Raw genomic sequence first — 26,719 nt, 5'->3', positions numbered from 1 at the left:
AAAAGTAGGGGGTTCGGGGGCGGGCCTGCCGGGCGGGGCCTAGCCGACCGAACCCTCCATCTGCAGCTCGATCAGCCGGTTGAGTTCGAGGGCGTACTCCATCGGCAGCTCCTTGGCGATCGGCTCGACGAAGCCGCGCACGATCATCGCCATCGCCTCGAACTCCGTCAGACCGCGGCTCATCAGGTAGAAGAGCTGGTCCTCGGAGACCTTGGAGACGGTCGCCTCGTGGCCCATGGAGACGTCGTCCTCGCGGACGTCGACGTACGGGTAGGTGTCGGAGCGCGAGATCGTGTCGACCAGCAGCGCGTCGCAGAGCACGTTGGACTTGGCGCCCGGGGCGCCCTCGCCGATCTCGATCAGACCGCGGTAGGAGGTGCGGCCGCCGCCTCGCGCCACCGACTTGGAGACGATGTTGGAGGAGGTGTTGGGCGCCATGTGGACCATCTTGGCGCCGGCGTCCTGGTGCTGGCCCTCGCCCGCGAAGGCGATCGACAGGGTCTCGCCCTTGGCGTGCTCGCCCATCAGGTAGACGGCCGGGTACTTCATGGTGACCTTGGAGCCGATGTTGCCGTCGACCCACTCCATGGTCGCGCCCTCATAGGCCACGGCACGCTTGGTGACCAGGTTGTAGACGTTGTTCGACCAGTTCTGGATCGTCGTGTAGCGGCAGCGGCCGCCCTTCTTCACGATGATCTCGACGACCGCGGAGTGCAGCGAGTCGGAGGAGTAGATCGGGGCGGTGCAGCCCTCGACGTAGTGGACGTAGGCGTCCTCGTCGACGATGATCAGCGTCCGCTCGAACTGGCCCATGTTCTCCGTGTTGATACGGAAGTACGCCTGGAGCGGGATGTCGACGTGGACACCCTTGGGCACGTAGATGAACGAGCCGCCGGACCACACGGCCGTGTTCAGCGAGGCGAACTTGTTGTCGCCGACCGGGATGACGGTGCCGAAGTGCTCCTTGAAGAGCTCCGGGTGCTCCTTCAGCGCCGTGTCCGTGTCGAGGAAGATGACGCCCTGCTCCTCCAGGTCCTCACGGATCTGGTGGTAGACGACCTCCGACTCGTACTGCGCGGCGACACCGGCGACCAGGCGCTGCTTCTCCGCCTCCGGGATGCCGAGCTTGTCGTAGGTGTTCTTGATGTCCTCGGGCAGGTCCTCCCAGGACTCCGCCTGCTTCTCCGTGGAACGCACGAAGTACTTGATGTTGTCGAAGTCGATGCCCGAGAGGTCGGAGCCCCAGTTCGGCATGGGCTTCTTGTCGAAGAGCCTCAGGCCCTTGAGACGCAGCTTCAGCATCCACTCGGGCTCGTTCTTCTTCGCCGAGATGTCGCGGACGACCTCCTCGGAGAGCCCGCGCTTGGCGGCGGCGCCTGCCGCGTCGGAGTCGGCCCAGCCGAATTCGTACGTACCCAGGCCCTCGAGTTCGGGGTGGGCAGTCTCCGTGGGGAGCGTCATGCGGGGTTCCTCCCGGCCTTGCTTGCGGATGCTGATGGGGTGGTCTGTGGTGCGGGGTGGCCGCTGCGCGGGATGTACGTCGTGCACACGCCGTCGCCGTGGGCGATGGTGGCCAGACGCTGCACATGCGTCCCGAGAAGGCTGGAGAAGAACTCCGTCTCCGCCTCGCACAACTGGGGGTACTGCTCGGCGACGTGGGCGACCGGGCAGTGGTGCTGGCACAGCTGCTCGCCCTGTTGCGGACCGGGCGCGCTACGCGCCGTAGCAGCGTACCCGTCTGCGGAGAGCGCCCTGGCCAGTGCTTCGGTGCGGTCCTCGGGGCTCGCGGCCTCGACCGCCTCACGGTACGCCCCGGCCTGGGCCGCGATCCTCGCGCGGGCGAAGGCGCCGACCGCCTCCTCGCCGGAGGTCTCGGCGATCCAGCGCAGGGCGTCCGCCGCGAGCGCGTCGTAGGACTGGTCGAAGGCGTCCCGCCCGCAGTCGGTGAGGGCGAAGGCCTTGGCCGGACGGCCCCGGGTCCGCGCCCCGTAGACCCGCTGCTCGCGGGGTTCGACGACGCGGTCGGAGACCAGGGCGTCGAGATGCCGGCGGACCGCGGCCTGGGTGAGCCCGAGGCGCTCGGCCAGCTCGGCGACGGTGGACGGGCCATGGTCCAGGATCGACCGCGCGACCCGGTTGCGCGTGGGGCGCTCACCGGTCGCGGGTTCCTCCCGCGGAGCCTCGCCGACGTATTTCACAACGCCATTGTTGCGTAATTCATCGGCGCCTGACAACCACGGTCCGAAACGATCTATGGTGCCATTCATCACTTAGGGTTACCTAATCAGGGCCCGGAGACCCCTGCGGCGAGCGGGGGACGGGGGGTCCGGCTCGCCCTCGGGGGCCCGCAGGGCAGCGCTTAGACTTACCGGCCATGAAGAGCGAGTCCGTCGTGGAGCTCCGCGGCCTGGTGAAGCGCTACGGCTCCAAGACCGCGGTGGACGGCCTCGACCTGTGCGTGCGCACCGGCACCGTCACCGCCGTCCTCGGCCCCAACGGCGCCGGCAAGACCACCACCATCGAAACCTGCGAGGGCTACCGCCGCCCCGACGCCGGGACCGTACGGGTCCTCGGCCTCGACCCGGTCGCCGACGCCGCGCGGCTGCGCCCCCGGATCGGCGTGATGCTCCAGTCCGGCGGCGTCTACTCCGGGGCACGCGCCGACGAGATGCTCCGCCACATGGCGAAGCTGCACGCCCACCCGCTGGACGTCGACGCCCTGATCGAGCGCCTCGGCCTCGGCGGCTGCGGCCGCACCGCCTACCGGCGGCTCTCCGGCGGGCAGCAGCAGCGGCTCGCCCTGGCGATGGCCGTCGTCGGCCGCCCCGAGCTGGTCTTCCTCGACGAACCGACCGCCGGGCTCGACCCCCAGGCCCGCCGCTCCACCTGGGAGCTGGTGCGCGAACTGCGCGCCGACGGGGTGTCCACCGTGCTCACCACGCACTTCATGGACGAGGCCGAGGAACTGGCCGACGACGTCGCGATCATCGACGCGGGCCGGGTCATCGCCCAGGGCAGCCCCGAGACGCTCTGCCGCGGCGGCGCCGAGAACACCCTGCGGTTCACCGGCCGCCCCGGCCTCGACCTCGGCTCGCTCCAGAAGGCGCTGCCCGACGGCACCGAGACCGCCGAGCTCACCCCGGGCACGTACCGCATCAGCGGCGACGTCGGCCCGGAGCTGCTCGCCACCGTCACCTCCTGGTGCGCCCAGCACGGAGTGATGCCCTCGGGCATCTCCGTCGAGCGGCACACCCTGGAGGACGTCTTCCTGGAACTGACCGGCAAGGAGCTGCGCGCATGAGCGCCGGTACGTACGCCCCGCGGCCGGGTGCCGCTCCGCTCGGCCGCATGATCACCGCGCAGACCGCGCTGGAGACCCGGATGCTGCTGCGCAACGGCGAGCAGCTGCTGCTGACGGTGGTCATCCCGACGCTGCTGCTGGTGCTGTTCAGCGCGGTCGACATCGTGGACACCGGCGCGGGCGAGGCGGTCGACTTCCTGGCCCCCGGCATCCTCGCCCTGGCCGTGATGTCCACGGCCTTCACCGGCCAGGCCATCGCCACCGGGTTCGAGCGCCGGTACGGGGTGCTGAAGCGGCTGGGCGCCTCGCCGCTGCCCCGCTGGGGGCTGATGACGGCGAAGACGCTCGCGGTGCTGGTCACCGAGGTGCTCCAGGTGGTGCTCCTCACGGTGATCGCGTTCGCGCTGGGCTGGTCGCCTCAGGGCAACCCCCTCGCCGTCCTCCTGCTGCTGGTGCTGGGTACGGCGGCCTTCTCCGGGCTCGGGCTCCTGATGGCCGGGACGCTCCGGGCGGAGGCGACGCTCGCCGCGGCCAATCTGGTCTTCCTGCTGCTTCTGGTGGGCGGTGGGGTGATCGTGCCGCTGGACAAGTTCCCGGACGCGGTGCAGTCGGTGCTCGGCCTGCTGCCGATCACGGCCCTCTCGGACGGGCTGCGCGAGGTGCTCCAGCACGGGGCGTCGATGCCCTGGGGCGACCTCGGTGTGCTGGCGGTGTGGTCGGTGCTGGGGCTGGGCGCGGCGGCGCGGTTCTTCCGCTGGGAGTGAGGGCCCGACCGCGGTACGTCGACGGTTCGGGGTAACTCGTCCCCCTCGTGAAAGCTTGCACAAGCCTCCGCCTACGATGGTGCGCGTGCCCAAGCTGACCCGAGCCGAAGTCGCTCAAGCCGTACGGAATCCCCTCCAGTACATCGCCGAGCGGTGGACGCCGTCCCCCCGTACGGTCCGGCGCGCGGCCATGTCGGCCGTCGTCATGGCCGTGATCATCGTCGTGACCGGAGGCGCGGTGCGGCTGACCGGTTCCGGCCTCGGCTGCCCCACCTGGCCCAAGTGCACCGACGAGAGCCTGACGGCCACGAGCGAGATGGGCTTCCACGGCGTCATCGAGTTCGGCAACCGGATGCTGACCTACGTGCTCTGCGCGGCCGTCGGGTGGGCGATCGTCGCCGCCCGCTCGGCCAAGCCCTGGCGCCGCTCCCTGACCCGGCTCGGCTGGCTCCAGTTCTGGGTGGTCATGGGCAACGCGGTGCTCGGCGGCATCGTGGTGCTGGTCGGGCTGAACCCGTACACCGTCGCCGCGCACTTCCTGCTCTCCACGGCGCTGATCACCGTCGCGATGGTGACCTGGCAGCGGGTCGGCGAGGGCGACGAGGCCCCCCGGCCGCTGGTCGGCAAGGCGGTCTCCCAGCTGGCCTGGCTGCTCGCGGGCGTCTCGGGGCTGCTGGTCGCGGTCGGTACGGTCGTGACGGGCGCGGGGCGCCACGCGGGCGACTCCAGCGACGTGCACCGCATCCCGATCGACTGGAAGATGATCGCCCAGCTCCACGCCGACCTGGCCTGGGCCGTGGTGGCGCTGACCGTGGCGCTCTGGTTCGTCCTGAAGGCAGTCGACGCGCCCGTCGGGCCCCGGCACCGGGCCCGCGACCTCTTCCTCGTCCTGATGGCGCAGGGCCTGATCGGGTACGTGCAGTACTTCACCGACACGCCGGAGATCCTGGTCGGCCTGCACATGCTGGGCTCGTGCCTGGTGTGGATCGCGGTCGTGCGGGTGCTCCTGTCGCTGCGCGAGCGTCCCACGGCCCCCGTGGCGGTGCCCGGACCGGCGGCCGGGCGGCCGGAGCCCGCGGCGGCCGGCTGACCCGTACGGCCCCCTTCACGACGCGGAGAGCCGGACGGTTTCCCTCTCGGGAACCGTCCGGCTCTTCTCGTCGCGCGGGGCGGGCGTCAGGCGGGGTTGGCGGGGCCGCCGACCTGGATGCCGGCCATCCGCGTCCACTCGTACGGGCCGGTGCGGACCTTCGCCGCGAAGTCCCCGTCGAAGGACTCGTGCATCGTGATCCCGGCCTTCCGCGTGGCGCTCTCGGCGATCGCGTACGAGGGGGCGACCAGGTCGCCCCAGCCGCCGTCCTCGCCCACGAGCACGATGCGGGCGCCCATCTGCCCGAGGTAGGCGAGCTGTCCCTCCGCTCCGCCGTGCGCCTCGGCGAAGGCACCGATCTCCTTGGCGAGCTTCGACGCCCTGCGCTCCGCGCGGGCCGCCTGCTTGCCGCTCTCCACCTGGGTGTTAGCCGTCTCAGCCATGCTCAGGATGCTACCGACGGGTAGGGGAACGCGCGATGGGCGGGGTACGTGGGCTGGGCCACGTACCCCGCCCATCGGCGGAGACCGGGAGCGGGACTACCTGAGGAAGGGGTCGACCGCCACGGCGACGAAGAGCAGCGAGACGTAGGTGATGGACCAGTGGAACAGCCGCATCTCCTTGAGCTTGGCCCCGGTCACCCCGGCCTTGGCGCGGTTCTGCAGGCCGTGCGCCTCCCAGAGCCAGAAGCCGCCGGTCGCCAGCGCCACCGCGGTGTAGAACCAGCCGGTGTAGCCCAGCGGGGTGAGCAGCAGGGAGACGGCCACCATCACCCAGCTGTAGATGACGATCTGGCGGGCCACCACCCTGTTGGAGGCGATCACCGGCAGCATCGGGACGCCGACCCGGGCGTAGTCCTCCTTCACCTTCATGGAGAGCGGCCAGTAGTGCGGCGGCGTCCAGAAGAAGATGACGGCGAAGAGGATCACGGCGGCCCAGGACATCGAGTTGGTCACGGCGGACCAGCCGATGAGGACCGGCATGCAGCCCGCGATGCCGCCCCAGACGATGTTCTGCGCGGTCCGGCGCTTCAGCAGCATCGTGTAGACCACGACGTAGAAGAGGAGCGCGCCGAGCGACAGCCAGGCCGACAGCCAGTTGACCAGCACGCCGAACCAGACCGTCGAGATCACCGCGAGGGAGATGCCGAAGGCCAGGCACTCGCGCGGGCTGACCATGCCGGTGACCAGCGGGCGCTGCGCGGTGCGGTCCATCAGCGCGTCGATGTCGCGGTCGATGTACATGTTCAGCGCGTTGGCGCCGCCCGCCGAGAGATATCCGCCGACGGTGGTGGCGAGGACGAGCCAGAGGTTCGGCACGCCCTGGGCGGCGAGGAACATCACCGGAACGGTGGTGATCAGCAGCAGCTCGATGATCCGCGGCTTGGTCAGCGCCACGAAAGCCTTGACACGGGCCCCGAACGGGCGATGGCCCCCTGGGCTGGGAGTCAAGGCGACCCCTGCGGGTCGGGACTCGACGGCCGTCACGCACACCCCTGACAGAGAAATCCCAGCAAGCTCCGGGCGTGAGGGCCCGGTAAAGACTTGCGCGAACCAGACCACTGTAGACGTTGGGGACACGCCGTTCTTCGCGGGGGTGGGTCGTGTTGGGGCGCCGCCCGCGCGTGGGCGGCGGGACCTGCCCGGACAGCTCGTAAGTGACCGCCCGTGCTCATCCGGGAGGCGAACTCGCCGGGCCGCCCGCACCCTGGAAAGCAGCGGAAAAGGCGCGTTCCGGCGAGGGTAGGCTCGACAACGCCCGGTGCGGTCTCAGTCACCGGTTTACGACAGTGGAGAGGAGCCCTGACTCAGGGTGAGCACCAAGCCGATCACCACAGATCTCCAGTGGACCGAATTGGACCAGCGGGCCGTGGACACCGTGCGTGTCCTCGCCGCGGACGCCGTACAGAAGGTCGGGAACGGACACCCCGGCACGGCCATGAGCCTGGCTCCCGCCGCGTACACCCTCTTCCAGAAGGTGATGCGGCACGACCCCGCCGACGCCGACTGGGCCGGGCGCGACCGGTTCGTGCTCTCGGCGGGCCACAGCAGCCTGACCCTGTACATCCAGCTCTACCTGGCCGGGTACGGCCTGGAGCTGGACGACCTCAAGGCCTTCCGCACCTGGGGCTCGAAGACCCCGGGCCACCCCGAGTACGGCCACACCACCGGCGTCGAGACCACCACCGGCCCGCTGGGCCAGGGCGTCGCCAACGCCGTGGGCATGGCGATGGCCGCCCGCTACGAGCGCGGCCTCTTCGACCCGGACGCGGCGCCCGGCACCTCCCCCTTCGACCACATGATCTGGGTCGTCGCCGGTGACGGCTGCCTCCAGGAGGGCATCTCCGCGGAGGCGTCCTCGCTGGCCGGCCACCAGAAGCTCGGCAACCTGGTGCTGCTCTGGGACGACAACCACATCTCCATCGAGGGCGACACGGAGACCGCGGTCTCCGAGGACACCCTGAAGCGGTACGAGGCGTACGGCTGGCACGTCCAGCGCGTCGAGCAGCTGCCCAGCGGCGACCTGGACCCGGCGGGTCTGTACGCGGCGCTCCAGGCGGCCAAGGCCGAGACGGAGCGCCCGTCGTTCATCGCGGCCCGCTCGATCATCGCCTGGCCCGCGCCGAGCGCCCAGAACACCGAGGCCGCGCACGGCTCGGCGCTGGGCGACGAGGAGGTCGCCGCCACCAAGCGGGTCCTCGGCTTCGACCCGGAGAAGACCTTCGAGGTCGCCGACGAGGTCATCGCGCACACCCGTGAGGCGCTGGACCGCGGCCGCGAGGCGCGGGCCGAGTGGGAGAAGGGCTTCGCCGCCTGGCGCACCGCCGATCCGGAGCGCGCCGCCGCGTTCGACCGGATCTCCGCCGGCGAGCTGCCCGCGGGCTGGGAGGACGCGCTCCCGGTCTTCGAGCCGGGCAAGGGCGTCGCGACCCGGGCCGCCTCGGGCAAGGTGCTCCAGGCGCTCGGCCCGATCGTCCCCGAGCTGTGGGGCGGCTCCGCCGACCTCGCGGGCTCGAACAACACCACGATCGACAAGACGTCGTCGTTCCTCCCGGCGGACAACCCGCTGCCGGGCGCGGACCCGTACGGGCGCACGATCCACTTCGGCATCCGCGAGCACGCCATGGCCGCGGCCATGAACGGCATCGCGCTGCACGGCAACACCCGCATCTACGGCGGCACCTTCCTGGTGTTCTCCGACTACATGCGCAACGCGGTGCGGCTGTCCGCGCTGATGCACCTGCCGGTGACGTACGTGTGGACGCACGACTCGATCGGTCTCGGCGAGGACGGCCCGACCCACCAGCCGGTGGAGCACCTGGCCGCGCTGCGCGCCATCCCGGGGCTGAACATCGTCCGCCCGGCCGACGCCAACGAGACCTCCATCGCCTGGCGGGAGATCCTGCGCCGCTACACCAAGGTGTTCGGCAAGGGCGCCCCGCACGGTCTGGCGCTGACCCGCCAGGGCGTGCCGACGTACCCGGTCAACGAGGACGCGGCCAAGGGCGGTTACGTGCTCCTCGAGGCCGAGGGCGGCGCTCCGCAGGTCCTGCTGATCGGTACGGGCTCCGAGGTGCAGCTCGCCGTCGAGGCCCGCGAGGAGCTCCAGGCGGCCGGCATCCCGACCCGGGTGGTCTCGATGCCGTCGGTCGAGTGGTTCGAGGAGCAGGACCAGGCGTACAAGGACAGCGTGCTGCCGCCGTCCGTGAAGGCGCGCGTGGCGGTGGAGGCCGGGATCGCCCTGACCTGGTACCGCTACGTGGGCGACGCGGGCCGGATCGTCTCGCTGGAGCACTTCGGCGCCTCGGCCGACGCCAAGGTCCTCTTCCGCGAGTTCGGCTTCACCGGCGAGCACGTCGCCGCCGCGGCGCGGGAATCTCTCGCGGCAGCCACGCGCTGACGCCGTTATACGACTAGTAGGAGATGCATTTCTCATGACAGACGCACTCAAGCGCCTCTCCGACGAGGGCGTGGCGATCTGGCTCGATGACCTGTCGCGCAAGCGGATCACCTCCGGCAACCTCGCCGAGCTGATCGACCAGCAGCACGTCGTGGGCGTCACCACCAACCCGTCGATCTTCCAGAAGGCGATCTCTTCCGGTGACGGGTACGAGCAGCAGCTCACCGACCTCGCCACCCGCAAGGTCACCGTCGACGAGGCGATCCGTATGATCACCACGTCGGACGTCCGGGACGCGGCCGACATCCTGCACCCGGTCTTCGAGGCCACGGAGGGCCAGGACGGCCGGGTCTCCATCGAGGTCGACCCCCGGCTGGCCCACCACACCGCCGCCACCGTCGCCGAGGCCAAGCAGCTGGCCTGGCTGGTGGACCGGCCCAACACGCTCATCAAGATCCCGGCGACGAAGGCCGGTCTCCCGGCGATCACCGAGGTCATCGCCAGGGGCATCAGCGTCAACGTCACGCTGATCTTCTCGCTGGAGCGCTACCGCGAGGTCATGGACGCCTACCTGGCGGGCCTGGAGAAGGCGAAGGCCGCGGGCCTGGACCTGTCCCGGATCCACTCGGTGGCCTCCTTCTTCGTGTCCCGGGTGGACACCGAGATCGACAAGCGGCTCGACGCCGTCGGCACCGACGAGGCCAAGGCCCTCAAGGGCAAGGCGGCCCTCGCCAACGCCCGGCTCGCCTACCAGGCGTACGAGGAGGTCTTCTCCTCGGACCGCTGGGCCGCCCTCGACAAGGCGCACGCCAACAAGCAGCGCCCGCTGTGGGCCTCGACCGGCGTCAAGGACCCCGCGTACAAGGACACCCTGTACGTGGTCGACCTGGTCGCCCCCGGCACGGTCAACACCATGCCCGAGGCCACCCTGGAGGCCACGGCCGACCACGGCCGGGTCACCGGGGACACCATCACCGGCAGCTACGAGCAGTCCCGCGCCGAGCTCGACGCCGTGGCGAGGCTCGGCATCTCGTACGACGACGTCGTCCAGCTCCTGGAGGACGAGGGCGTCGAGAAGTTCGAAGCCGCCTGGATCGACCTGCTCAACTCGACCGAGGCGGAGCTCAAGCGCCTCGCCCCTTCGGAGGGCTGACCACCTTGTCCGGTGTTCCCGGAGCCAATCCGCTTCGTGACCCCCAGGACCGACGGCTCCCGCGCATCGCGGGGCCGTCGGGTCTGGTGATCTTCGGTGTCACGGGCGACCTGTCCCGCAAGAAACTGATGCCGGCCGTGTACGACCTGGCCAACCGCGGTCTGCTGCCGCCGGGCTTCTCGCTGATCGGGTTCGCCCGCCGCGAGTGGCAGGACGAGGACTTCGCGCAGGAGGTCCACGACGCCGTCAAGCAGCACGCCCGTACGCCGTTCCGCGAGGAGGTCTGGCAGCAGCTCATCCAGGGGATGCGCTTCGTCCAGGGCAACTTCGACGACGACGAGGCCTTCGAGCAGCTGAAGACCACGATCCAGGAGCTGGACAAGGCGCAGGGCACGGGAGGCAACTTCGCCTTCTACCTGTCCGTGCCGCCGAAGTTCTTCCCCAAGGTCGTCCAGCAGCTCAAGAAGCACGGACTCGCCGACCAGAAGGAGGGCTCCTGGCGGCGTGCCGTCATCGAGAAGCCCTTCGGCCACGACCTGAAGAGCGCGCAGGAGCTCAACCGGATCGTGCACGACGTGTTCCCGCCCAACGAGGTCTTCCGCATCGACCACTACCTGGGCAAGGAGACGGTCCAGAACATCCTGGCGCTGCGGTTCGCCAACACGATGTTCGAGCCGATCTGGAACAGGTCGTACGTCGACCACGTCCAGATCACGATGGCCGAGGACATCGGCATCGGCGGCCGGGCCGGCTACTACGACGGGATCGGCGCCGCCCGTGACGTCATCCAGAACCACCTGCTCCAGCTGCTGGCGCTGACCGCGATGGAGGAGCCCGGCTCCTTCCACCCGAAGGCCCTGGTCGCCGAGAAGCTGAAGGTGCTCACGGCGGTCGAGCTGCCGGAGGACCTGGGCAAGCACACGGTGCGCGCGCAGTACGCGCACGCCTGGCAGGGCGGCGAGGAGGTCCTCGGCTATCTGGAGGAGGACGGTATCGACCCCAGGTCGAAGACCGACACCTACGCCGCGATCAAGCTGACGATCAACAACCGCCGCTGGGCGGGCGTGCCGTTCTACCTCCGTACCGGAAAGCGGCTCGGCCGCCGGGTCACGGAGATCGCGGTCGTCTTCAAGCGGGCCCCGTACCTGCCGTTCGAGTCCGGTGCCACCGAGGAGCTGGGCGGCAACGCCCTGGTCATCCGGGTCCAGCCGGACGAGGGCGTGACCGTGCGGTTCGGCTCCAAGGTGCCCGGCACCTCGATGGAGGTCCGGGACGTCACGATGGACTTCGCGTACGGCGAGTCCTTCACGGAGTCCAGCCCGGAGGCGTACGAGCGGCTCATCCTCGACGTGCTGCTCGGCGACGCCAACCTCTTCCCCCGGCACCAGGAGGTCGAACTCTCCTGGAACATCCTCGACCCGATCGAGGAGTACTGGGACAAGCACGGCAAGCCCGCCCAGTACCCGGCGGGCACCTGGGGTCCGGCCGAGGCCGACGAGATGCTCGCACGAGACGGACGGAGCTGGCGCCGGCCATGAAGATCGATCTCACGGAGACCACTTCCAGCAAGATCAACCAGGCGCTGGTCGCGGCGCGCCGGGCCATCGGCACCCCGGCCATCGGCATGGTGCTCACGCTGGTCATCGTCACCGACGAGGAGAACGCGTACGACGCGCTCAAGTCGGCCGGTGACGCCTCGCGCGAGCACCCCTCGCGGATCATCGCGGTGATCAAGCGGGTCAGCCGGTCGGCGCGCAGCCGCCGGGACGCCCGGCTCGACGCCGAGGTGCGGGTCGGTTCCGACGCGGGCACCGGCGAGACGGTCGTCCTGCGCCTCCACGGCGAGCTGGTCGACCACGCCCAGTCGGTGGTCCTGCCGCTGCTGCTGCCGGACGCCCCGGTCGTGGTCTGGTGGCCGCAGGACGCGCCCGCCGACGCGGCGAAGGACCCGCTGGGCGCGCTCGCCCAGCGCCGCATCACCGACGCGTACGCGGCGGAGCACCCGGGCAACGAGCTGGCGGTCCGCGCCGACGCGTACAGCCCGGGCGACACCGATCTGGCCTGGACCCGCATCACGCCGTGGCGTTCGATGCTGGCGGCCGCGCTCGACCAGCAGCAGGTCGAGGTCGTCTCGGCGACGGTCGAGGGCGAGTCGGAGAACCCGAGCTGCGAGCTGCTCGCCATGTGGCTCGCCGACCGGCTCCAGGTGCCGGTGGAGCGCACCGTCTCCGCCGGTCCCGGTCTGACGGCCGTACGGATGGAGACCAAGAACGGCGTCATCGTCCTGGACCGCCCCGACGGCTCGCTGGCCACGCTCTCCATGCAGGGCCAGCCGGACCGCGCGGTGGCGCTCAAGCGGCGGGAGACCTCGGAGCTGCTCGCCGAGGAGCTGCGCCGGCTCGACCCGGACAACACCTACGCGGCCACGGTCAAGTTCGGTGTGGACAAGCTCGGCGGGCGGACGGAGCCGAAGCCGGCCGAGGCCGAGGCAGCCGCCCCGGCCCCCGCGAAGAAGAGCGCGGCCAAGAAGGCGGCGGCCAAGTGAACACCCCGCAGCTCGTCGTGCACCGCGACAAGGAGCTGATGGCCCAGGCGGCCGCGGCCCGGCTGATCACCCGGATCGTGGACGCCCAGGCCGCCCGCGGCCGTGCCTCGGTGGTCCTCACCGGCGGCCGCAACGGCAACGGCCTGCTGGCCGCGCTCGCCGCCGCGCCCGCCCGGGACGCGGTCGACTGGTCGCGGCTGGACCTGTGGTGGGGCGACGAGCGCTTCCTGCCGGAGGGCGATCCGGAGCGCAATGTCACGCAGGCCCGCGAGGCCCTGCTGGACTCGGTGGCGCTGGACCCGGCCCGGGTGCACGCGATGCCCGCTTCGAACGGCCCGTGGGGCAACGACGCCGACGCGGCGGCGGCCGCGTACGCCGAGGAGCTGGCCGCCGCGGCCGGTCCCGAGGACCACGGCCCGGTGCCGACGTTCGACGTGCTGATGCTGGGCGTCGGCCCGGACACCCATGTCGCGTCGCTCTTCCCGGAGCTGCCCGCGGTGCGGGAGACCGAGCGCACCGTCGTCGGTGTGCACGGTGCCCCCAAGCCGCCGCCCACCCGTGTCTCGCTCACGCTGCCCGCGATCCGGGCGGCGCGCGAGGTGTGGCTGCTGGCCGCGGGCGAGGACAAGGCGGAGGCCGCGGAGATCGCGCTCTCGGGTGCCGGGGAGATCCAGGCCCCGGCGGCCGGTGCGTACGGGCGCAGCCGCACCCTGTGGCTGCTGGATGCGGCGGCGGCCTCCCGGCTGCCGCGCGCGCTCTACCCGCCCGCCTCGCCCTGACGCACCGTCACCGCGCTTGGCACCAGGCCCGGTCCGCTCCTCGGAGCGGGCCGGGCCTGCGGCGTCACGGGGTGGGCGGGACGCGCTCCAGGAAGGGCTCCAGGAGGCCGGGGACGGCGCGGGCGGCGAAGTCGAGGCCCTCGCCCGCGTCCGTGTCGTACGCCGTGTACGCGCCCGATCCGGCGGCCGTGGTCGCGGTGACGCTCAGCACCCCGGCCCGGCGTTGGAAGTACGTCCGGCGGACCGTCCAGCCGATGATCCCGGCCCGCTCCAGCGCGGCGGTCGAGCGCCGCACCGTGCCCGAGCGCACCACCAGGTGGTCGCCGCTGAGGGTGTGCCCCAGGCTCCGGTACGCGTCCCGGGCGAGCAGCAGCCCGACGGGGAGCGCCACGGCGGTCCAGCCGAGCGCGGTCCAGAGCAGCACCGGCGTCAGCATCGCGCCCAGCACGGCCTGGAGGGCCGCCGGGACGGCGACGGCCCACAGCGCCCGGCGGATCCTGCGGCCGAGGGCCGCCCGGGGGTGCGCGGTCAGCGGGGCCCCGGTCGGGGACTCCGTCCGGCGGAGCACGTCGGCGGCGACCGCGTCGGCGACCCGGCGGGGCACGGCGGGGAGCAGGGTGTTCTGGTCGGCGTGCCGCTCCTCCTCGTCCTTGGCGAGGCCGGTGGTGATCGCGTCGACGCGGGCGGCGCCCAGGGCCCGGACGCCGAGCGGTTCCACCACGTCCACGCCGCGCAGCCGCCGCTCCTCGATGGAGACGGACCGGGAGGTCAGCAGCCCCCGCCGGACGCGCAGCGTGCCGCCGGGCTCCCGCTCCAGCCGGTAGTTCCACCACATCTCGACCCAGAGGCCGAGCGCGCCGACCACCCCGGCGGCCACCGCGGCCAGGACGAGGATCAGGATCATGGCGGTGACCGAGGTGTCCCGGAACCGGTCGCCGACCCAGGCGATCACCTGTCCCTGCGCGCCGAACCAGTCGCTGACCTGCATCACGGTCCCGGCCGCCGCACCACCGAGCGCGGGGGCGACGAAGGAGACGGGCGCGTAACGGATCCAGCGCGGGTCCAGGGTGGCGAGGCGGCCCTGGCGGTGGGGGCCGGGGGCGGCGTCGGCCGTACGCTCCAGCAGCTCGCGGCGGAGCCGCTCGCCCTCGGGGCGGGCGACCGGGTCGAGCTCCAGGGTGGAGTCGTGGCCGGCCTGCTCACCGGTGCCGATGCGGACGGTGACCAGACCGAGCACCCGTTGCAGCGGATGGGCGGTGAGGTCGACGCTGCGGATGCGCTCGCGGGCCAGGGAACGCTTCTTGACCAGGAAGAGGCCGGTGTGGAGCTCGACCCGTTCGGCACCGATCCGGTAGCGGGTGCGGCGCCAGCGCACGTACTCGCCGGCCGCCACGGAGCCGATGAGCAGGACGGCCCCGGCGACGACCCAGGCGACGGCGGCGGGGGTGCCCAGCCGCCCGGCCAGGCCGAGCGTGGTGGGTACGGCCGCGCCGGCCACCACCCCGGCCATGACCAGCGCGCCGACCAGGACGGTGCGCGGGTCCAGCGGACGCCAGCCGGTGGCGGGGAGGCCGGTGGTGCCGGTCTCCGCCGTCCCGGAGGTCATGTGGCGTCCCCGGGGGTGGACCGGGTGATCCTGGTCAGCCGCTCGGCCAGCTCGGCCGCCGTGGTGTGGTCGAGGCCCTCGACGCGGATCGCGCCCCTGGCCGACGCGGTGGTCACGGTGACCGTCGCGAGCCGGAAGAGCTGTTCGAGCGGTCCGCGCACGGTGTCCACGGTCTGGATCCGGGACATCGGGGCGATCCGCCACTCCTGCCTCAGGAGGCCGGTCCGGACGTACACCGCCTCCTGTGTGACCTCCCAGCGGTGGGTCCGGTACCACCAGAGGGGGAGGAGGACGGTGCCGCCGGCGCCGAGCACGGCGAGGATCGCGGCGGGCAGCAGCAGCCAGAACCGGGCCGGCCCGATGAGCAGGCCCAGTACGGCCAGGACCGCCACCGGGGCCGCCGTCAGCAGCAGACACCGGGTCCGCCACCACCGCACGGCCCTCGGGTCCAACGTGTTGCGCGGCGGCCGCAGCCGCACCGTCCCCTCCCCCGTGGTCATCGGCTCAGCGCCCCCGGCGGTCCCGGTAGGCGCGGACCAGCGCGGCGGTCGAGCTGTCCAGCCGCTCGCCCTCCTCCGCGCCGGTGAGCACCGGCTCGATCCGCTTGGCGAGGACCTTGCCGAGCTCGACGCCCCACTGGTCGAAGGAGTCGATGTTCCAGACGGCGCCCTGGACGAAGACCTTGTGCTCGTAGAGCGCGATCAGCTGGCCGAGGACGGACGGGGTCAGCCGGTCGGCGAGGATCGTCGTCGTCGGGTGGTTGCCCCGGAAGGTCTTGTGCGGCACCAGCTCCTCGGCGACGCCCTCGGCGCGCACCTCCTCCGGCGTCTTGCCGAAGGCCAGCGCCTGGGTCTGGGCGAAGAAGTTGGCCATCAGCAGGTCGTGCTGGGCGACCAGGCCGGGCAGCAGGTCGGCGACCGGCTCGGCGAAGCCGATGAAGTCGGCCGGGATGACCTTGGTGCCCTGGTGGATCAGCTGGTAGTAGGCGTGCTGGCCGTTGGTGCCGGGGGTGCCCCAGACCACCGGGCCGGTCTGCCAGTCGACCGGGTTGCCGTCCCGGTCCACGGACTTGCCGTTGGACTCCATGTCGAGCTGCTGGAGGTACGCGGTGAACTTCGACAGGTAGTGGCTGTACGGCAGCACGGCGTGCGACTGGGCGTCGAAGAACGCCCCGTACCAGACGCCCAGCAGCCCCATCAGCAGCGGGACGTTCTCCTCGGGCGGCGCGGTGCGGAAGTGCTCGTCGACGAGGTGGAAGCCGTCGAGCATCTCGCGGAAGCGGTCCGGGCCGATGGCGACCATCAGGGAGAGCCCGATCGCCGAGTCGTAGGAGTAGCGGCCGCCGACCCAGTCCCAGAACTCGAACATGTGGGAGGTGTCGATGCCGAACCCGGCGACCTTCTCCGCGTTGGTGGAGAGCGCCACGAAGTGCTTGGCGACCGCTTCCTGGCCGGCCCGCAGGCCGGTGAGCAGCCAGTCGCGGGCGGAGGTGGCGTTGGTGATCGTCTCGATCGTGGTGAAGGTCTTCGAGGCGATGACGAAGAGCGTCTCGGCCGGGTCGAGGTCGCGCACCGCCTCGTGGAGGTCGGCGCCGTCGACGTTCGACACGAAGCGGAAGGTCAGCTCCCGGTCCGTGAAGGAGCGCAGCACCTCGTACGCCATGGCGGGGCCGAGGTCGGAGCCGCCGATGCCGATGTTGACGATGTTGCGGATGGGCCTGCCGGTGTGGCCGGTCCACTCCCCCGACCTGATCCGGTCGGAGAAGTCGGCCATCCGGTCGAGCACGGCGTGCACACCGGGCACCACGTTCTCGCCGTCGACCTCGATCACCGCGTCGCGCGGGGCGCGGAGCGCGGTGTGCAGGACGGCGCGGTCCTCGGTGGTGTTGATCTTCTCGCCGCGGAACATGGCGTCCCGCAGCCCCGCCACGTCGGTGGCCCCGGCGAGCGCGCGCAGCAGCCGCAGCGTCTCGTCGGTGACCAGGTGCTTGGAGTAGTCGACGTACAGATCGCCGACCCGGAGGGTGTATCCGGTGCCGCGCTCCGGATCGGCCGCGAAGAGCTCCCGCAGGTGGGTGGTGCCGAGCTGTTCGCGGTGCTTGCCCAGTGCGGTCCACTCGGGCGTCTGGTCGAGCCTGGTTCGGCTAGGTGTGTTCATCCCGGAAATCAGCCCAATTCTTCTCGTGCCTGCAGTTGCCCCGCTGCGCCTCCCAACCTAATTGATCGGGGGCACCGGCGAGGCGCGGGCGGCCCGCGGCACGGCGGAAGCAGCCCGGCCGGGCACCCTGGGGGTGCCCGGCCGGTGAACTTCTAGATCTCGCCCCGGAGTTTCGCCAGGGCCTCGGCGAGGATCGCCTCGCCGTCGGCGTCGCTGCGCCGCTCCCGTACGTACGCGAGGTGCGTCTTGTACGGCTCGGTGCGCGGCGGGGCCGGCGGGCTGTCCCGGTCCTGACCGGCCGGGAAGCCGCAGCGCGGGCAGTCCCAGGTCTCCGGTACCTGCGCGTCACTGGCGAAGCTCGGCTGCGTCTCGTGCCCGTTCGAGCACCAGAAGGAGATGCGGAGGCGCGGCGCGGACTCACCGCGCTCGGCCTCCCCCATCGGCCCCGCTCCGACCCGGCTTCCCCGGATCGCGTTGCCACTTGCCACGGTCGTAACTCCCTGCGTGATGGTGCTCGAAGGTGCACCAGTCTACGTAAGGCCCAACGCGCGTCCAGTGAAAGGAGTTACACCATCACCGGGATTCGCGTACGACGGGTCAGTTGTCCAACTTGATCAGCAGACCAAGCGCCACAATGCACGCGAACCAGGCCAGTCCGACGACCACGGTGATGCGGTCGAGGTTCCGCTCGGCGACCGAGGAGCCGCCGACGGACGACTGCATGCCGCCGCCGAACATGTCGGAGAGGCCGCCGCCCTTGCCCTTGTGCATCAGCACCAGCAGCATCAGCAGCAGGCTGAAGACGATCAGGGCGATCTCGAACGCCAAAATCACGGCTGGTCCCTACTTTCCGGAATTCCTCTGGACTGCATGTGCGAACGGCGGGGGCCGGAAGGCTGCTCCCTCCACGGCCCCCGCAAGGGTACGACGGATCGGCGCTACCGCATACTCACTGGTCGCGGAAGCGGACGATCTTGACGAACTCGTCGGCGTCCAGCGCGGCACCGCCGACCAGCGCGCCGTCGACATCGGGCTGCGCCATGATCGCGGCGACGTTGCCGGACTTCACCGAACCGCCGTACTGGATGCGGACGCCGTCGGCCAGCTCCTGCGAGTACAGCTCGGCCAGCCGGCCGCGGATCGCACCGCAGACCTCCTGGGCGTCCTCCGGGGTGGCGACCTCGCCGGTGCCGATGGCCCAGACCGGCTCGTACGCGATCACGACGGACGCGGCCTGTTCGGCCGGTACGTCCTTCAGGCCCCCGTCGAGCTGCGCGAGGGTGTAGGAAACCTGGTCACCGGCCTTGCGGACGTCCAGGCCCTCGCCGACGCAGAGGATCGGGGTCAGGCCGTGCTTGAAGGCGGCCTTCACCTTGGCGTTGCAGAGCTCGTCGCTCTCGCCGTGGTACTGGCGGCGCTCGCTGTGGCCGACCGCGACATAGGCGCAGCGGAGCTTGGCGAGCATCGGGCCGGAGACCTCACCGGTGTACGCGCCGGAGTCGTGCGCCGAGATGTCCTGGGCGCCGAACTTGATCTTCAGCTTGTCGCCCTCGACCAGGGTCTGCACGGAACGCAGGTCGGTGAAGGGCACCAGGACGGCGACCTCGACGGCGTCGTAGTCCTTGTCGGTCAGCGCGAAGCCGAGCTTCTGGGTGTGGGCGATGGCCTCCAGGTGGTTGAGGTTCATCTTCCAGTTGCCCGCCATCAGCGGGGTCCGGCCATGGGCAGTAGCAGTCATGAAAGGTCAGTCCTCCAGTGCGGCGAGGCCGGGGAGCGTCTTGCCCTCGAGGTATTCGAGGCTGGCACCGCCACCGGTCGAGATGTGTCCGAACGCGTTCTCGTCGAAGCCCAGGGTGCGGACGGCGGCGGCGGAGTCGCCACCGCCGACCACGCTGAAGCCCGGGGAGTCGACGAGAGCCTGGGCGACGGCCCGGGTGCCCTGGGCGTAGTCGGGGTGCTCGAAGACGCCCATGGGGCCGTTCCAGAAGACGGTGGCGGCGTCGGCGAGCTTCGAGGCGTACAGCTTGTTGGTCTCGGGGCCGTTGTCCAGGCCGATGAAACCGGCCGGCATGGCGTCGGCGGGCACCGTGCGGTGCTCGGTCGGGGCCTTGGTCTTCAGGTCCGGGAACTTCTCGGAGACCACGACGTCGACGGGGAGCACGAACTCCACGCCCCGGTCCTCGGCGCGCTTGAGGTACTCCAGCACCGCCGGGATCTGGTCCTCCTGGAGGAGCGAGCTGCCGACCTCGTGGCCCTGGGCCTTGAGGAAGGTGTACGCCATGCCGCCGCCGATCAGGATGCGGTCGGCGCGCTCCAGCAGGTGGTCGATGACGCCGAGCTTGTCGGAGACCTTGGAGCCGCCGAGCACCACGGCGTACGGGCGCTCGACGTTCTCGGTGAGCTTCTTCAGGACGCCGACCTCGGTGGCGATCAGGTCGCCGGCGGCGTGCGGGAGGCGGGCCGGGAGGTCGAAGACCGAGGCGTGCTTGCGGTGCACGGCACCGAAGCCGTCGCCCACGTACAGGTCGGCGAGTCCGGCGAGCTGGTCGGCGAACGCGCCGCGCTCGGCGTCGTCCTTGGACGTCTCGCCCGGGTTGAAGCGCAGGTTCTCCAGGACGGCGACCTGCCCGTCGCCCAGTGCGGCGACCGTGGCGCGGGCCGACTCGCCGACCGTGTCGGTCGCGAACGCGACGTCGGTGCCGATGAGTTCGCCGAGCCGGGCGGCGGCGGGCGCCAGCGAGAAGGCCGGGTCCGGGGCGCCCTTGGGGCGGCCCAGGTGCGAGGCGACGACGACCCGCGCGCCGGCCGCGACCAGCTTCTTCACGGTCGGTGCGACGGCGCGGATGCGGCCGTCGTCGGTAATGGCGGTGCCGCTCAGCGGCACGTTGAGGTCGGCGCGCACGAACACGCGTTTGCCGGTGACCCCTTCGGCGATCAGTTCGTCGATCGTCTTCATCTTGCTGGACTCCTTGGAGAGCGGGAGAGCATGCCACGGGGCCCGAACGGCGCGACGTTGCGCTGTTCGAGCCCCGTGCTCACATCGAGGTACCTGCCGGTTCGACGGTCAGAGCTGGGCGCCGACGAAGACGGTCAGGTCGACGAGACGGTTGGAGTAGCCCCACTCGTTGTCGTACCAACCGAGGATCTTCACCGACGTCCCGTCCTGAACCATGGTCAGCGACGAGTCGAAGGTGCAGGACGCCGGGTCGCTGACGATGTCCGACGACACGATCGGGTCCTCGGTGTAGAAGAGGATGCCCTTGAGGTCGCCGTCCTCCGAGGCCTTCTTGAACGCGGCGTTGACCTCGTCCCGGGTGACCTCGCGCTGGAGCTCGACGACCAGGTCGGTGGCCGAGCCGGTCGGGACCGGGACGCGCATGGCGATGCCGTCCAGCTTGCCCTTCAGCTGCGGGAGCACCAGGGCGGTCGCCTTGGCGGCGCCGGTGGTGGTGGGGATGATGTTGGCCGCGGCGGCACGGGCGCGGCGCAGGTCCGAGTGGGGGAAGTCCAGGATCCGCTGGTCGTTCGTGTACGCGTGGACCGTCGTCATCAGGCCCTTGACGATGCCGAAGTTCTCGTCGAGGACCTTGGCCATCGGCGCGACGCAGTTGGTCGTGCAGGAGGCGTTGGAGATGACGTGGTGGTTGGCCGCGTCGTACTGGTCCTGGTTGACGCCCATCACGATGGTGATGTCCTCGCCCTTGGCCGGGGCCGAGATGAGGACCTTCTTGGCGCCGCCGGCGAGGTGCTTCTCGGCGTCGGCCTTCTTCGTGAAGATGCCGGTCGACTCGATGACGATGTCGACGCCCAGCTCGCCCCAGGGGATGTCGGCCGGGTTGCGCTCGGAGAGCACCTTGATCGTGTGACCATCGACGGTGATGGTGTCGGCGGTGTGGCTGACCTCTGCCTTGAGGCGGCCGAGGATCGTGTCGTACTTCAGCAGGTGGGCCGTGGTCGCGGTGTCACCCAGGTCGTTGACAGCCACGATCTCGATGTCCGCACCCTGCTCCAGCAACGCGCGGAAGTAGTTGCGGCCGATGCGACCGAAGCCGTTGATGCCTACGCGGATCGTCACGAACCGATCTCCTCGTTGAATACGCGGGATTCTCACCCCGGCGAGTTGTATGAGATGTCCCCGACCGCCTCCGACCCTACCTCTCCGGGGCTCCCGGGGTGACATCGAACGGGGCCGTCCGAACGGCGAAGGCCCGTACTCCTCGGTAGGAGTACGGGCCTTCGCCGTTCATCCGCACACGCAGCGGTGATTACGCAACGTCAGCTTCTGCGGAGGTCCCGCGCGACCGGCGCGGGGCCGGACGGGGCACCCTTCCGGATCAGCTCACCAGGCCGTCCGCGAGCTCCTCGCTGAGGGTGGATTCGGTGCCCGGGATGCCCAGGTCCTGGGCCCGCTTGTCGGCCATCGCCAGCAGGCGGCGGATCCGGCCGGCGACCGCGTCCTTGGTCAGCGGCGGGTCGGCGAGCGCGCCCAGCTCCTCCAGGGACGCCTGCTTGTGCTCCATGCGCAGCCGGCCCGCCGCCGCGAGGTGCTCGGGCACCTCCTCGCCGAGGATCTCCAGGGCGCGGCCGACCCGGGCACCGGCGGCGACTGCGGCCCGCGCGGAGCGGCGCAGGTTGGCGTCGTCGAAGTTGGCCAGGCGGTTGGCGGTGGCGCGGACCTCGCGGCGCATCCGCCGCTCCTCCCAGGCCAGCACCGAGTCATGGGCGCCGAGCCGGGTGAGCAGGGCGCCGATCGCGTCCCCGTCCCGGACCACCACGCGGTCCACCCCGCGCACCTCGCGGGCCTTGGCCGCGATGGAGAGCCGCCGGGCGGCGCCGACCAGGGCGAGCGCCGCCTCGGGACCGGGGCAGGTCACCTCCAGGGAGGAGGAGCGGCCCGGCTCGGTGAGCGAGCCGTGGGCGAGGAAGGCCCCGCGCCAGGCGGCCTCGGCGTCGCAGGTCGCCCCCGAGACCACCTGCGGGGGCAGCCCGCGGATGGGGCGGCCCCGGCCGTCCACCAGCCCGGTCTGCCGGGCCAGCTGGTCGCCGCCCGCCACGACGCGCACGACGTAGCGGGAGCTGCGGCGCAGCCCGCCGGGGGCCATCACGATCAGCTCCGAGCTGTGGCCGAAGATCTCCAGGATGTCCCGTTTGAGCCGCCGCGCCGCCATCGAGGTGTCCAGCTCCGCCTCGATCACGATCCGGCCGCTCACCAGGTGCAGCCCACCCGCGAACCGAAGAATCGCCGAGACCTCTGCCTTCCTGCAGCAGGTCCGGGTGACAGGAAGCCGAGAGATTTCGCTCTTCACCGCCTGCGTCATCGCCATGGGCCGATCCTTCCATGCATCCGAAAAATACGGTCGTACGCGGCGGCCAACAGCTCCGGGTCGTGAATCGGAACGCCGTCGGGTGAGGCCACCGGCGCCAGCTCGACCGCGGCACCGAGCCGCTTGGCGGCATCGGCGAGGGACTCACGGTCGGGCACGGCGGCTTCGTCGGCCAACACCACGTCCAGGGCGAGTTTAGGGGCGTGTCGTCCCAAAACCTCCAAATGACGCTGCGGGGAGAAGCCATCAGTTTCACCCGGTTGCGGAGCGAGGTTGAGCGAGAGGACCTTGCGGGCCTTGGTCTCGACGAGCGCGTCGAGCAGTTCGGGGACGAGCAGGTGCGGGATCACCGAGGAGAACCAGGACCCCGGGCCGAGCACCACCCAGTCGGCGTCGAGGACCGCCTCGACCGCCTCGGGGACGGCGGGCGGGGCGTGCGGGACGACGTGGACGGACTGCACCTCGCCGGGGGTGAGCGCCACGGTGGCCTGGCCGCGCACGGTGTCCACGTCGTCGGGGCGGGCCGGGTCGTGCCCGCGGACCAGCGCCTGGAGCTCCAGCGGAACGGCGGACATCGGCAGCACCCGGCCGTGCGCGCCGAGCAGCCTGCCGACCAGGTCCAGTGCCTGGACGGGGTCGCCGAGCTGCTCCCACAGGGCGACGATCAGCAGGTTGCCGACCGCGTGCTCGTGCAGGTCGCCCCGGGACTGGAAGCGGTGCTGGATGACCCGGGACCAGGTCTGGCCCCAGTCGTCGTCGCCGCACAGGGCGGCCAGCGCCTTGCGCAGGTCGCCCGGGGGCAGGACGCCCAGCTCCTCGCGGAGGCGGCCGCTGGAGCCGCCGTCGTCGGCGACGGTCACCACCGCGGTGAGGTCGCCGGTGATCCGCCGGAGCGCGGCGAGGGAGGCGGACAGCCCGTGGCCGCCGCCGAGGGCGACGACCTTGGGCTGGGCGCCGCGCTTGCGGCCGGGGAGCGCGGAGGTGGCTCTGCGCAGCCGCCGCAGGCGCAGATTGCGGCTGGTCACTCGCGCCCCATGTCCCGGTGGACGAGGACGGTCTCGATGCCTTCGGTGGCGAGCCGGGCCGCCAGCTTCTCGGACATGGCGACCGAGCGGTGCTTGCCGCCCGTGCAGCCGACCGCGATGGTCACGTAGCGCTTGCCCTCGCGGCGGTATCCGGCGGCGATGAGCTGGAGCAGCTCGGTGTACTGGTTGAGGAACTCCTTGGCGCCCGGCTGGTCGAAGACGTAGGCGGAGACCTCCTCGTTGAGCCCGGTGAAGGGGCGCAGCTCGGGGACCCAGTGCGGATTGGGCAGGAAGCGGCAGTCGACCACCAGGTCGGCGTCGACCGGGAGCCCGTACTTGAAGCCGAAGGACATCACCGTGGCGCGCAGCTCCGGCTCCTCGTCGCCGGCGAACTGGGCGTCCATCTTGGCGCGCAGCTCGTGGACGTTGAGGCTGGAGGTGTCGATCACCAGGTCGGCGTCGCCCCGCAGCTCGCGCAGCAGGTCGCGCTCGGCGGCGATGCCGTCGACGATCCGGCCGTCGCCCTGGAGGGGGTGGGGGCGGCGGACCGATTCGAAGCGGCGGACCAGGGCGTCGTCGGAGGACTCCAGGAAGACGATGCGCCGGGTGACGTGCTTGGCGTCCAGGTCGGCGAGGGACTCGCGGAGGTTGTCGAAGAAGCGCCGCCCGCGGACGTCGACGACGACGGCGATCCGTGCCACGTTGCCCTGCGAGCGGGCGCCGAGCTCGACCATGGTGGGGATCAGGGCGGGCGGCAGGTTGTCGACGACGAACCAGCCGAGGTCCTCCAGGCATTTGGCCGCGGTGCTGCGGCCGGCGCCCGACATCCCCGAGATGATCACCAGCTCGGGAATGGCCGCATTCCCGTCGCCGGTCTCGATCGTGGTGCCCGTACTCACGTGTGGTGCTCCGTCTGTTCGGTCGGTGCCGTCGTGCTCGACTGCTTGCTCGTGCGCGGTTTCGCGCTCACGCTCGGTCATGGCGTGCTGCCCCCGTCGTCCTCTTCAATGATCTCTCCTGTCGCCGTGTTCACGGCGGGCGTGGCCGGGGCGGTCGAGGCGAGGGCGACGGCCACTGATTCCGCCGTCCTGCGGCCTATCCCCGGAACCTCGCAGATCTCGTCGATTGTCGCCTGCTTCAGCTTCTTCACGGAGCCGAAATGCTTGATCAACGCCTGTTTCCGGGTTTCGCCGAGGCCGGAGATCGCGTCCAGGGGGCTGGAACGGATCCGTTTGGCCCGTTTGGCGCGCTGATAGGTGATCGCGAAGCGGTGGGCCTCGTCACGGACGCGCTGGAGGAGGTAGAGGCCCTCGCTGGAGCGGGGCAGGACGACGGGGTCGTCGTCATCGGGCAGCCAGACCTCTTCGAGGCGCTTGGCGAGGCCGCAGACGGCGATGTCGTCGATGCCGAGCTCGTCGAGGGCGCGCCGGGCCGCGGCGACCTGCGGCTGTCCCCCGTCGACCACGACGAGCTGGGGCGGGTAGGCGAAGCGCCTGGGCCGCCCGTCGTCCTCACGCGGTTCGGTGCCGGCCGGGGCGGAGTCCGACGGTACGGGGGTGTCCTCGGGGGCCTGCTCCCACTCGCCGTCGCGCTCCTTGTCCTGGAGGTACCTGCGGAAGCGGCGGCCGATCACCTCATGCATCGACCGGACGTCGTCCTGGCCCTCGAAGCCCTTGATCTGGAAGCGGCGGTACTCGCTCTTGCGGGCGAGGCCGTCCTCGAAGACGACCATGGAGGCGACCACGTCGTCGCCCTGGAGGTGCGAGATGTCGTAGCACTCGATGCGCAGCGGGGCGGTGTCGAGGCCGAGCGCCTCGGCGATCTCCTCCAGGGCGCGCGAGCGGGTGGTGAGGTCGGAGGCGCGCCTGGTCTTGTGCAGCACCAGGGCCTGCTGGGCGTTGCGCTGGACCGTCGCCATCAGGTCCTTCTTGTCGCCGCGCTGCGGGACGCGCAGGCTGACCTGGGAGCCGCGGCGGCCGGCGAGCCACTGGGAGACCGCGTCCGGGTCATCGGGGAGGGCCGGGACGAGGACCTCCTTGGGCACGGCGTCGCCGGTCTCCTCCCCGTAGAGCTGCTGCAGGGCGTGCTCGACCAGGCCCTGGGTGCCGACGTTCTCGACCCGGTCGGTGACCCAGCCGCGCTGGCCGCGGACCCGGCCGCCGCGCACGTGGAAGATCTGGACGGCGGCTTCGAGCTCGTCCTCGGCGAGTGCGATCAGGTCGGCGTCGGTGGCGTCGGCGAGGACGACGGCGCTCTTCTCCATGGCCCGCCTGAGGGCCTCCACGTCGTCGCGGAGCCGGGCCGCCCGCTCGTACTCCATCTCCTCGGCGGCCGCCGTCATCTCCTTCTCCAGGCGGCGGATGTACGAGCCGGTGCGGCCGGCCATGAAGTCGCAGAACTCCTCGGCCAGGGCGCGGTGTTCCTCGGGGGTGACGCGGCCGACGCAGGGGGCCGAGCACTTGCCGATGTAGCCGAGGAGGCAGGGGCGGCCGGTCCGGGCGGCGTTCTTGAAGACCCCGGCGGAGCACGTGCGCACCGGGAAGACCCGCAGCATCAGGTCGACCGTCTCGCGGATCGCCCAGGCGTGTCCGTACGGGCCGAAGTAGCGGACGCCCTTCTTCTTGGCCCCGCGCATGACCTGGACGCGCGGGAACTCCTCGTTCAGCGTGACCGCGAGGTAGGGGTAGCTCTTGTCGTCGCGGTACTTGACGTTGAACCGGGGGTCGTACTCCTTGATCCAGGAGTACTCCAGCTGGAGGGCCTCGACCTCGGTGGAGACGACCGTCCACTCCACCGAGGCGGCCGTGGTGACCATGGTGCGCGTGCGCGGGTGGAGCGAGGCCAGGTCCTGGAAGTAGTTGGCGAGGCGCTGGCGGAGGTTCTTGGCCTTGCCGACGTAGATCACCCGGCGGTGCTCGTCGCGGAATCTGTAGACCCCCGGGGAGTCGGGGATCTGACCCGGCTTGGGGCGGTAGCTGGAGGGGTCTGCCATGCCTCCCACCCTACTGGCGGGCACCGACAGCACGGCCGACCGGAAGCGGTGCCGGTCCCCGGGGCGCGGAACGTGGGAGCGCG

24 protein-coding genes are annotated in these 26,719 nt (G+C 71.2%); 8 read left to right on the top strand and 16 right to left on the bottom strand.

The window, feature by feature from the left end; translation table 11 throughout:
* Window positions 1–39: 39 nt before the first annotated feature.
* On the bottom strand, window positions 40–1,461 hold the full coding sequence (gene sufB, locus ACIQGQ_RS16170; RefSeq protein ID WP_366298799.1) for a Fe-S cluster assembly protein SufB: 1,422 nt from the start codon (window positions 1,459–1,461) through the stop codon (window positions 40–42).
* The gene (locus ACIQGQ_RS16165; RefSeq protein WP_402395779.1) at window positions 1,458–2,198 is read right to left on the bottom strand and encodes a helix-turn-helix transcriptional regulator; all 741 of its coding nucleotides are present in this window, start codon (window positions 2,196–2,198) and stop codon (window positions 1,458–1,460) included. Before ACIQGQ_RS16165 ends, sufB begins: the two co-directional genes overlap by 4 nt.
* A gap of 176 nt (window positions 2,199–2,374) precedes the next feature.
* Between ACIQGQ_RS16165 and ACIQGQ_RS16160 the strand changes: the two genes are divergently transcribed.
* From ACIQGQ_RS16160 to ACIQGQ_RS16150, 3 genes are all read left to right on the top strand, one after another.
* Entirely contained in the window at window positions 2,375–3,301 is a 927-nt protein-coding gene (locus tag ACIQGQ_RS16160) for an ABC transporter ATP-binding protein (RefSeq protein ID WP_402395776.1), read from the top strand.
* Entirely contained in the window at window positions 3,298–4,065 is a 768-nt protein-coding gene (locus ACIQGQ_RS16155) for an ABC transporter permease (protein WP_402395773.1), read from the top strand. The genes ACIQGQ_RS16160 and ACIQGQ_RS16155 overlap by 4 nt, the downstream gene beginning before the upstream one ends.
* A 76-nt stretch (window positions 4,066–4,141) precedes the next feature.
* Window positions 4,142–5,155, top strand: a complete 1,014-nt coding sequence (locus ACIQGQ_RS16150) for a heme A synthase (RefSeq protein WP_402395771.1) — start codon at window positions 4,142–4,144, stop codon at window positions 5,153–5,155.
* 86 nt (window positions 5,156–5,241) lie between these two features.
* On the opposite strand, the gene ACIQGQ_RS16145 is transcribed toward ACIQGQ_RS16150, so the two are convergent.
* Together ACIQGQ_RS16145 and ACIQGQ_RS16140 are read right to left on the bottom strand one after the other, a co-directional pair.
* Window positions 5,242–5,598, bottom strand: a complete 357-nt coding sequence (locus ACIQGQ_RS16145; RefSeq protein ID WP_402395769.1) for a hypothetical protein — start codon at window positions 5,596–5,598, stop codon at window positions 5,242–5,244.
* 96 nt (window positions 5,599–5,694) lie between these two features.
* A complete protein-coding gene (locus ACIQGQ_RS16140) occupies window positions 5,695–6,648 on the bottom strand; it encodes a heme o synthase (protein ID WP_352275043.1) in 954 nt (317 codons plus the stop codon).
* Between the two features lie 319 nt (window positions 6,649–6,967).
* Here ACIQGQ_RS16140 and tkt point away from each other — a divergent pair, with 319 nt between their 5' ends.
* From tkt to pgl, 5 genes are read left to right on the top strand one after another with little or no spacing between them, the layout of a single operon-like run.
* Window positions 6,968–9,055, top strand: a complete 2,088-nt coding sequence (gene tkt, locus ACIQGQ_RS16135) for a transketolase (RefSeq protein ID WP_402395766.1) — start codon at window positions 6,968–6,970, stop codon at window positions 9,053–9,055.
* A 34-nt stretch (window positions 9,056–9,089) separates the two neighbouring features.
* On the top strand, window positions 9,090–10,208 hold the full coding sequence (gene tal / locus ACIQGQ_RS16130; RefSeq protein WP_402395763.1) for a transaldolase: 1,119 nt from the start codon (window positions 9,090–9,092) through the stop codon (window positions 10,206–10,208).
* A gap of 5 nt (window positions 10,209–10,213) precedes the next feature.
* The gene (gene zwf / locus ACIQGQ_RS16125; protein WP_366298782.1) at window positions 10,214–11,746 is read left to right on the top strand and encodes a glucose-6-phosphate dehydrogenase; all 1,533 of its coding nucleotides are present in this window, start codon (window positions 10,214–10,216) and stop codon (window positions 11,744–11,746) included.
* Window positions 11,743–12,753, top strand: coding sequence for a glucose-6-phosphate dehydrogenase assembly protein OpcA (gene opcA, locus ACIQGQ_RS16120; protein ID WP_402395759.1), 1,011 nt, complete (start codon window positions 11,743–11,745; stop codon window positions 12,751–12,753). The genes zwf and opcA overlap by 4 nt, the downstream gene beginning before the upstream one ends.
* Window positions 12,750–13,532, top strand: coding sequence for a 6-phosphogluconolactonase (gene pgl, locus ACIQGQ_RS16115; RefSeq protein WP_402395757.1), 783 nt, complete (start codon window positions 12,750–12,752; stop codon window positions 13,530–13,532). The genes opcA and pgl overlap by 4 nt, the downstream gene beginning before the upstream one ends.
* Before the next feature lie 64 nt (window positions 13,533–13,596).
* Here the strand turns inward: pgl and ACIQGQ_RS16110 are convergent, their stop codons facing one another.
* The 12 genes from ACIQGQ_RS16110 to uvrC form a co-directional block, all read right to left on the bottom strand.
* The gene (locus ACIQGQ_RS16110; protein ID WP_402395754.1) at window positions 13,597–15,138 is read right to left on the bottom strand and encodes a PH domain-containing protein; all 1,542 of its coding nucleotides are present in this window, start codon (window positions 15,136–15,138) and stop codon (window positions 13,597–13,599) included.
* Complete coding sequence (locus ACIQGQ_RS16105) at window positions 15,135–15,638, bottom strand: PH domain-containing protein (RefSeq protein WP_402395751.1); 504 nt, start codon at window positions 15,636–15,638, stop codon at window positions 15,135–15,137. Before ACIQGQ_RS16105 ends, ACIQGQ_RS16110 begins: the two co-directional genes overlap by 4 nt.
* A 4-nt stretch (window positions 15,639–15,642) precedes the next feature.
* Window positions 15,643–17,295 carry a glucose-6-phosphate isomerase gene (pgi, locus tag ACIQGQ_RS16100; protein ID WP_402395748.1) on the bottom strand — a complete coding sequence of 551 codons (1,653 nt, stop codon included), beginning with the start codon at window positions 17,293–17,295 and terminating at the stop codon, window positions 15,643–15,645.
* A 152-nt stretch (window positions 17,296–17,447) separates the two neighbouring features.
* Entirely contained in the window at window positions 17,448–17,783 is a 336-nt protein-coding gene (locus ACIQGQ_RS16095; protein WP_266720873.1) for an RNA polymerase-binding protein RbpA, read from the bottom strand.
* A gap of 109 nt (window positions 17,784–17,892) precedes the next feature.
* Window positions 17,893–18,129 carry a preprotein translocase subunit SecG gene (secG, locus tag ACIQGQ_RS16090; protein WP_402395745.1) on the bottom strand — a complete coding sequence of 79 codons (237 nt, stop codon included), beginning with the start codon at window positions 18,127–18,129 and terminating at the stop codon, window positions 17,893–17,895.
* Between the two features lie 115 nt (window positions 18,130–18,244).
* Window positions 18,245–19,033 carry a triose-phosphate isomerase gene (gene tpiA, locus ACIQGQ_RS16085; RefSeq protein ID WP_376688069.1) on the bottom strand — a complete coding sequence of 263 codons (789 nt, stop codon included), beginning with the start codon at window positions 19,031–19,033 and terminating at the stop codon, window positions 18,245–18,247.
* 6 nt (window positions 19,034–19,039) lie between these two features.
* Window positions 19,040–20,251 (bottom strand): phosphoglycerate kinase, encoded by a 1,212-nt coding sequence (locus tag ACIQGQ_RS16080; protein WP_402395742.1) that lies wholly within the window; start codon window positions 20,249–20,251, stop codon window positions 19,040–19,042.
* A 108-nt stretch (window positions 20,252–20,359) separates the two neighbouring features.
* The gene (gap, locus tag ACIQGQ_RS16075; protein WP_402395739.1) at window positions 20,360–21,370 is read right to left on the bottom strand and encodes a type I glyceraldehyde-3-phosphate dehydrogenase; all 1,011 of its coding nucleotides are present in this window, start codon (window positions 21,368–21,370) and stop codon (window positions 20,360–20,362) included.
* Window positions 21,371–21,629: 259 nt separating this feature from the next.
* Window positions 21,630–22,619 (bottom strand): DNA-binding protein WhiA, encoded by a 990-nt coding sequence (whiA, locus tag ACIQGQ_RS16070; protein WP_352275030.1) that lies wholly within the window; start codon window positions 22,617–22,619, stop codon window positions 21,630–21,632.
* Window positions 22,610–23,644: a uridine diphosphate-N-acetylglucosamine-binding protein YvcK gene (yvcK, locus tag ACIQGQ_RS16065; protein ID WP_402395736.1), complete on the bottom strand. Its 1,035-nt coding sequence runs from the start codon at window positions 23,642–23,644 to the stop codon at window positions 22,610–22,612. The genes whiA and yvcK overlap by 10 nt, the downstream gene beginning before the upstream one ends.
* Window positions 23,641–24,624 carry an RNase adapter RapZ gene (gene rapZ / locus ACIQGQ_RS16060; protein WP_402395733.1) on the bottom strand — a complete coding sequence of 328 codons (984 nt, stop codon included), beginning with the start codon at window positions 24,622–24,624 and terminating at the stop codon, window positions 23,641–23,643. Before rapZ ends, yvcK begins: the two co-directional genes overlap by 4 nt.
* The gene (uvrC, locus tag ACIQGQ_RS16055) at window positions 24,621–26,636 is read right to left on the bottom strand and encodes an excinuclease ABC subunit UvrC (RefSeq protein ID WP_402395730.1); all 2,016 of its coding nucleotides are present in this window, start codon (window positions 26,634–26,636) and stop codon (window positions 24,621–24,623) included. Before uvrC ends, rapZ begins: the two co-directional genes overlap by 4 nt.
* Between the last annotated feature and the right edge of the window lie 83 nt (window positions 26,637–26,719).

The sequence above is a fragment of the Streptomyces sp. NPDC092952 genome (assembly GCF_044754785.1).
Classification (GTDB): domain Bacteria; phylum Actinomycetota; class Actinomycetes; order Streptomycetales; family Streptomycetaceae; genus Streptomyces.
Note: the sequence above shows the minus strand (reverse complement) of the source record. Positions and strands in the feature narration are given on the sequence as shown.

Coding starts and splice junctions, on each gene's coding strand:
- sufB (WP_366298799.1), bottom strand. CDS start 1,461: ATGACGCTCCCCACGGAGACTGCCCACCCCGAACTCGAGGGCCTGGGT.
- ACIQGQ_RS16160 (WP_402395776.1), top strand. CDS start 2,375: ATGAAGAGCGAGTCCGTCGTGGAGCTCCGCGGCCTGGTGAAGCGCTAC.
- ACIQGQ_RS16155 (WP_402395773.1), top strand. CDS start 3,298: ATGAGCGCCGGTACGTACGCCCCGCGGCCGGGTGCCGCTCCGCTCGGC.
- ACIQGQ_RS16150 (WP_402395771.1), top strand. CDS start 4,142: ATGGTGCGCGTGCCCAAGCTGACCCGAGCCGAAGTCGCTCAAGCCGTA.
- ACIQGQ_RS16145 (WP_402395769.1), bottom strand. CDS start 5,598: ATGGCTGAGACGGCTAACACCCAGGTGGAGAGCGGCAAGCAGGCGGCC.
- tal (WP_402395763.1), top strand. CDS start 9,090: ATGACAGACGCACTCAAGCGCCTCTCCGACGAGGGCGTGGCGATCTGG.
- opcA (WP_402395759.1), top strand. CDS start 11,743: ATGAAGATCGATCTCACGGAGACCACTTCCAGCAAGATCAACCAGGCG.
- ACIQGQ_RS16110 (WP_402395754.1), bottom strand. CDS start 15,138: ATGACCTCCGGGACGGCGGAGACCGGCACCACCGGCCTCCCCGCCACC.
- ACIQGQ_RS16105 (WP_402395751.1), bottom strand. CDS start 15,638: ATGACCACGGGGGAGGGGACGGTGCGGCTGCGGCCGCCGCGCAACACG.
- pgi (WP_402395748.1), bottom strand. CDS start 17,295: ATGAACACACCTAGCCGAACCAGGCTCGACCAGACGCCCGAGTGGACC.
- tpiA (WP_376688069.1), bottom strand. CDS start 19,033: ATGACTGCTACTGCCCATGGCCGGACCCCGCTGATGGCGGGCAACTGG.
- ACIQGQ_RS16080 (WP_402395742.1), bottom strand. CDS start 20,251: ATGAAGACGATCGACGAACTGATCGCCGAAGGGGTCACCGGCAAACGC.
- whiA (WP_352275030.1), bottom strand. CDS start 22,619: ATGGCGATGACGCAGGCGGTGAAGAGCGAAATCTCTCGGCTTCCTGTC.
- rapZ (WP_402395733.1), bottom strand. CDS start 24,624: ATGACCGAGCGTGAGCGCGAAACCGCGCACGAGCAAGCAGTCGAGCAC.
- uvrC (WP_402395730.1), bottom strand. CDS start 26,636: ATGGCAGACCCCTCCAGCTACCGCCCCAAGCCGGGTCAGATCCCCGAC.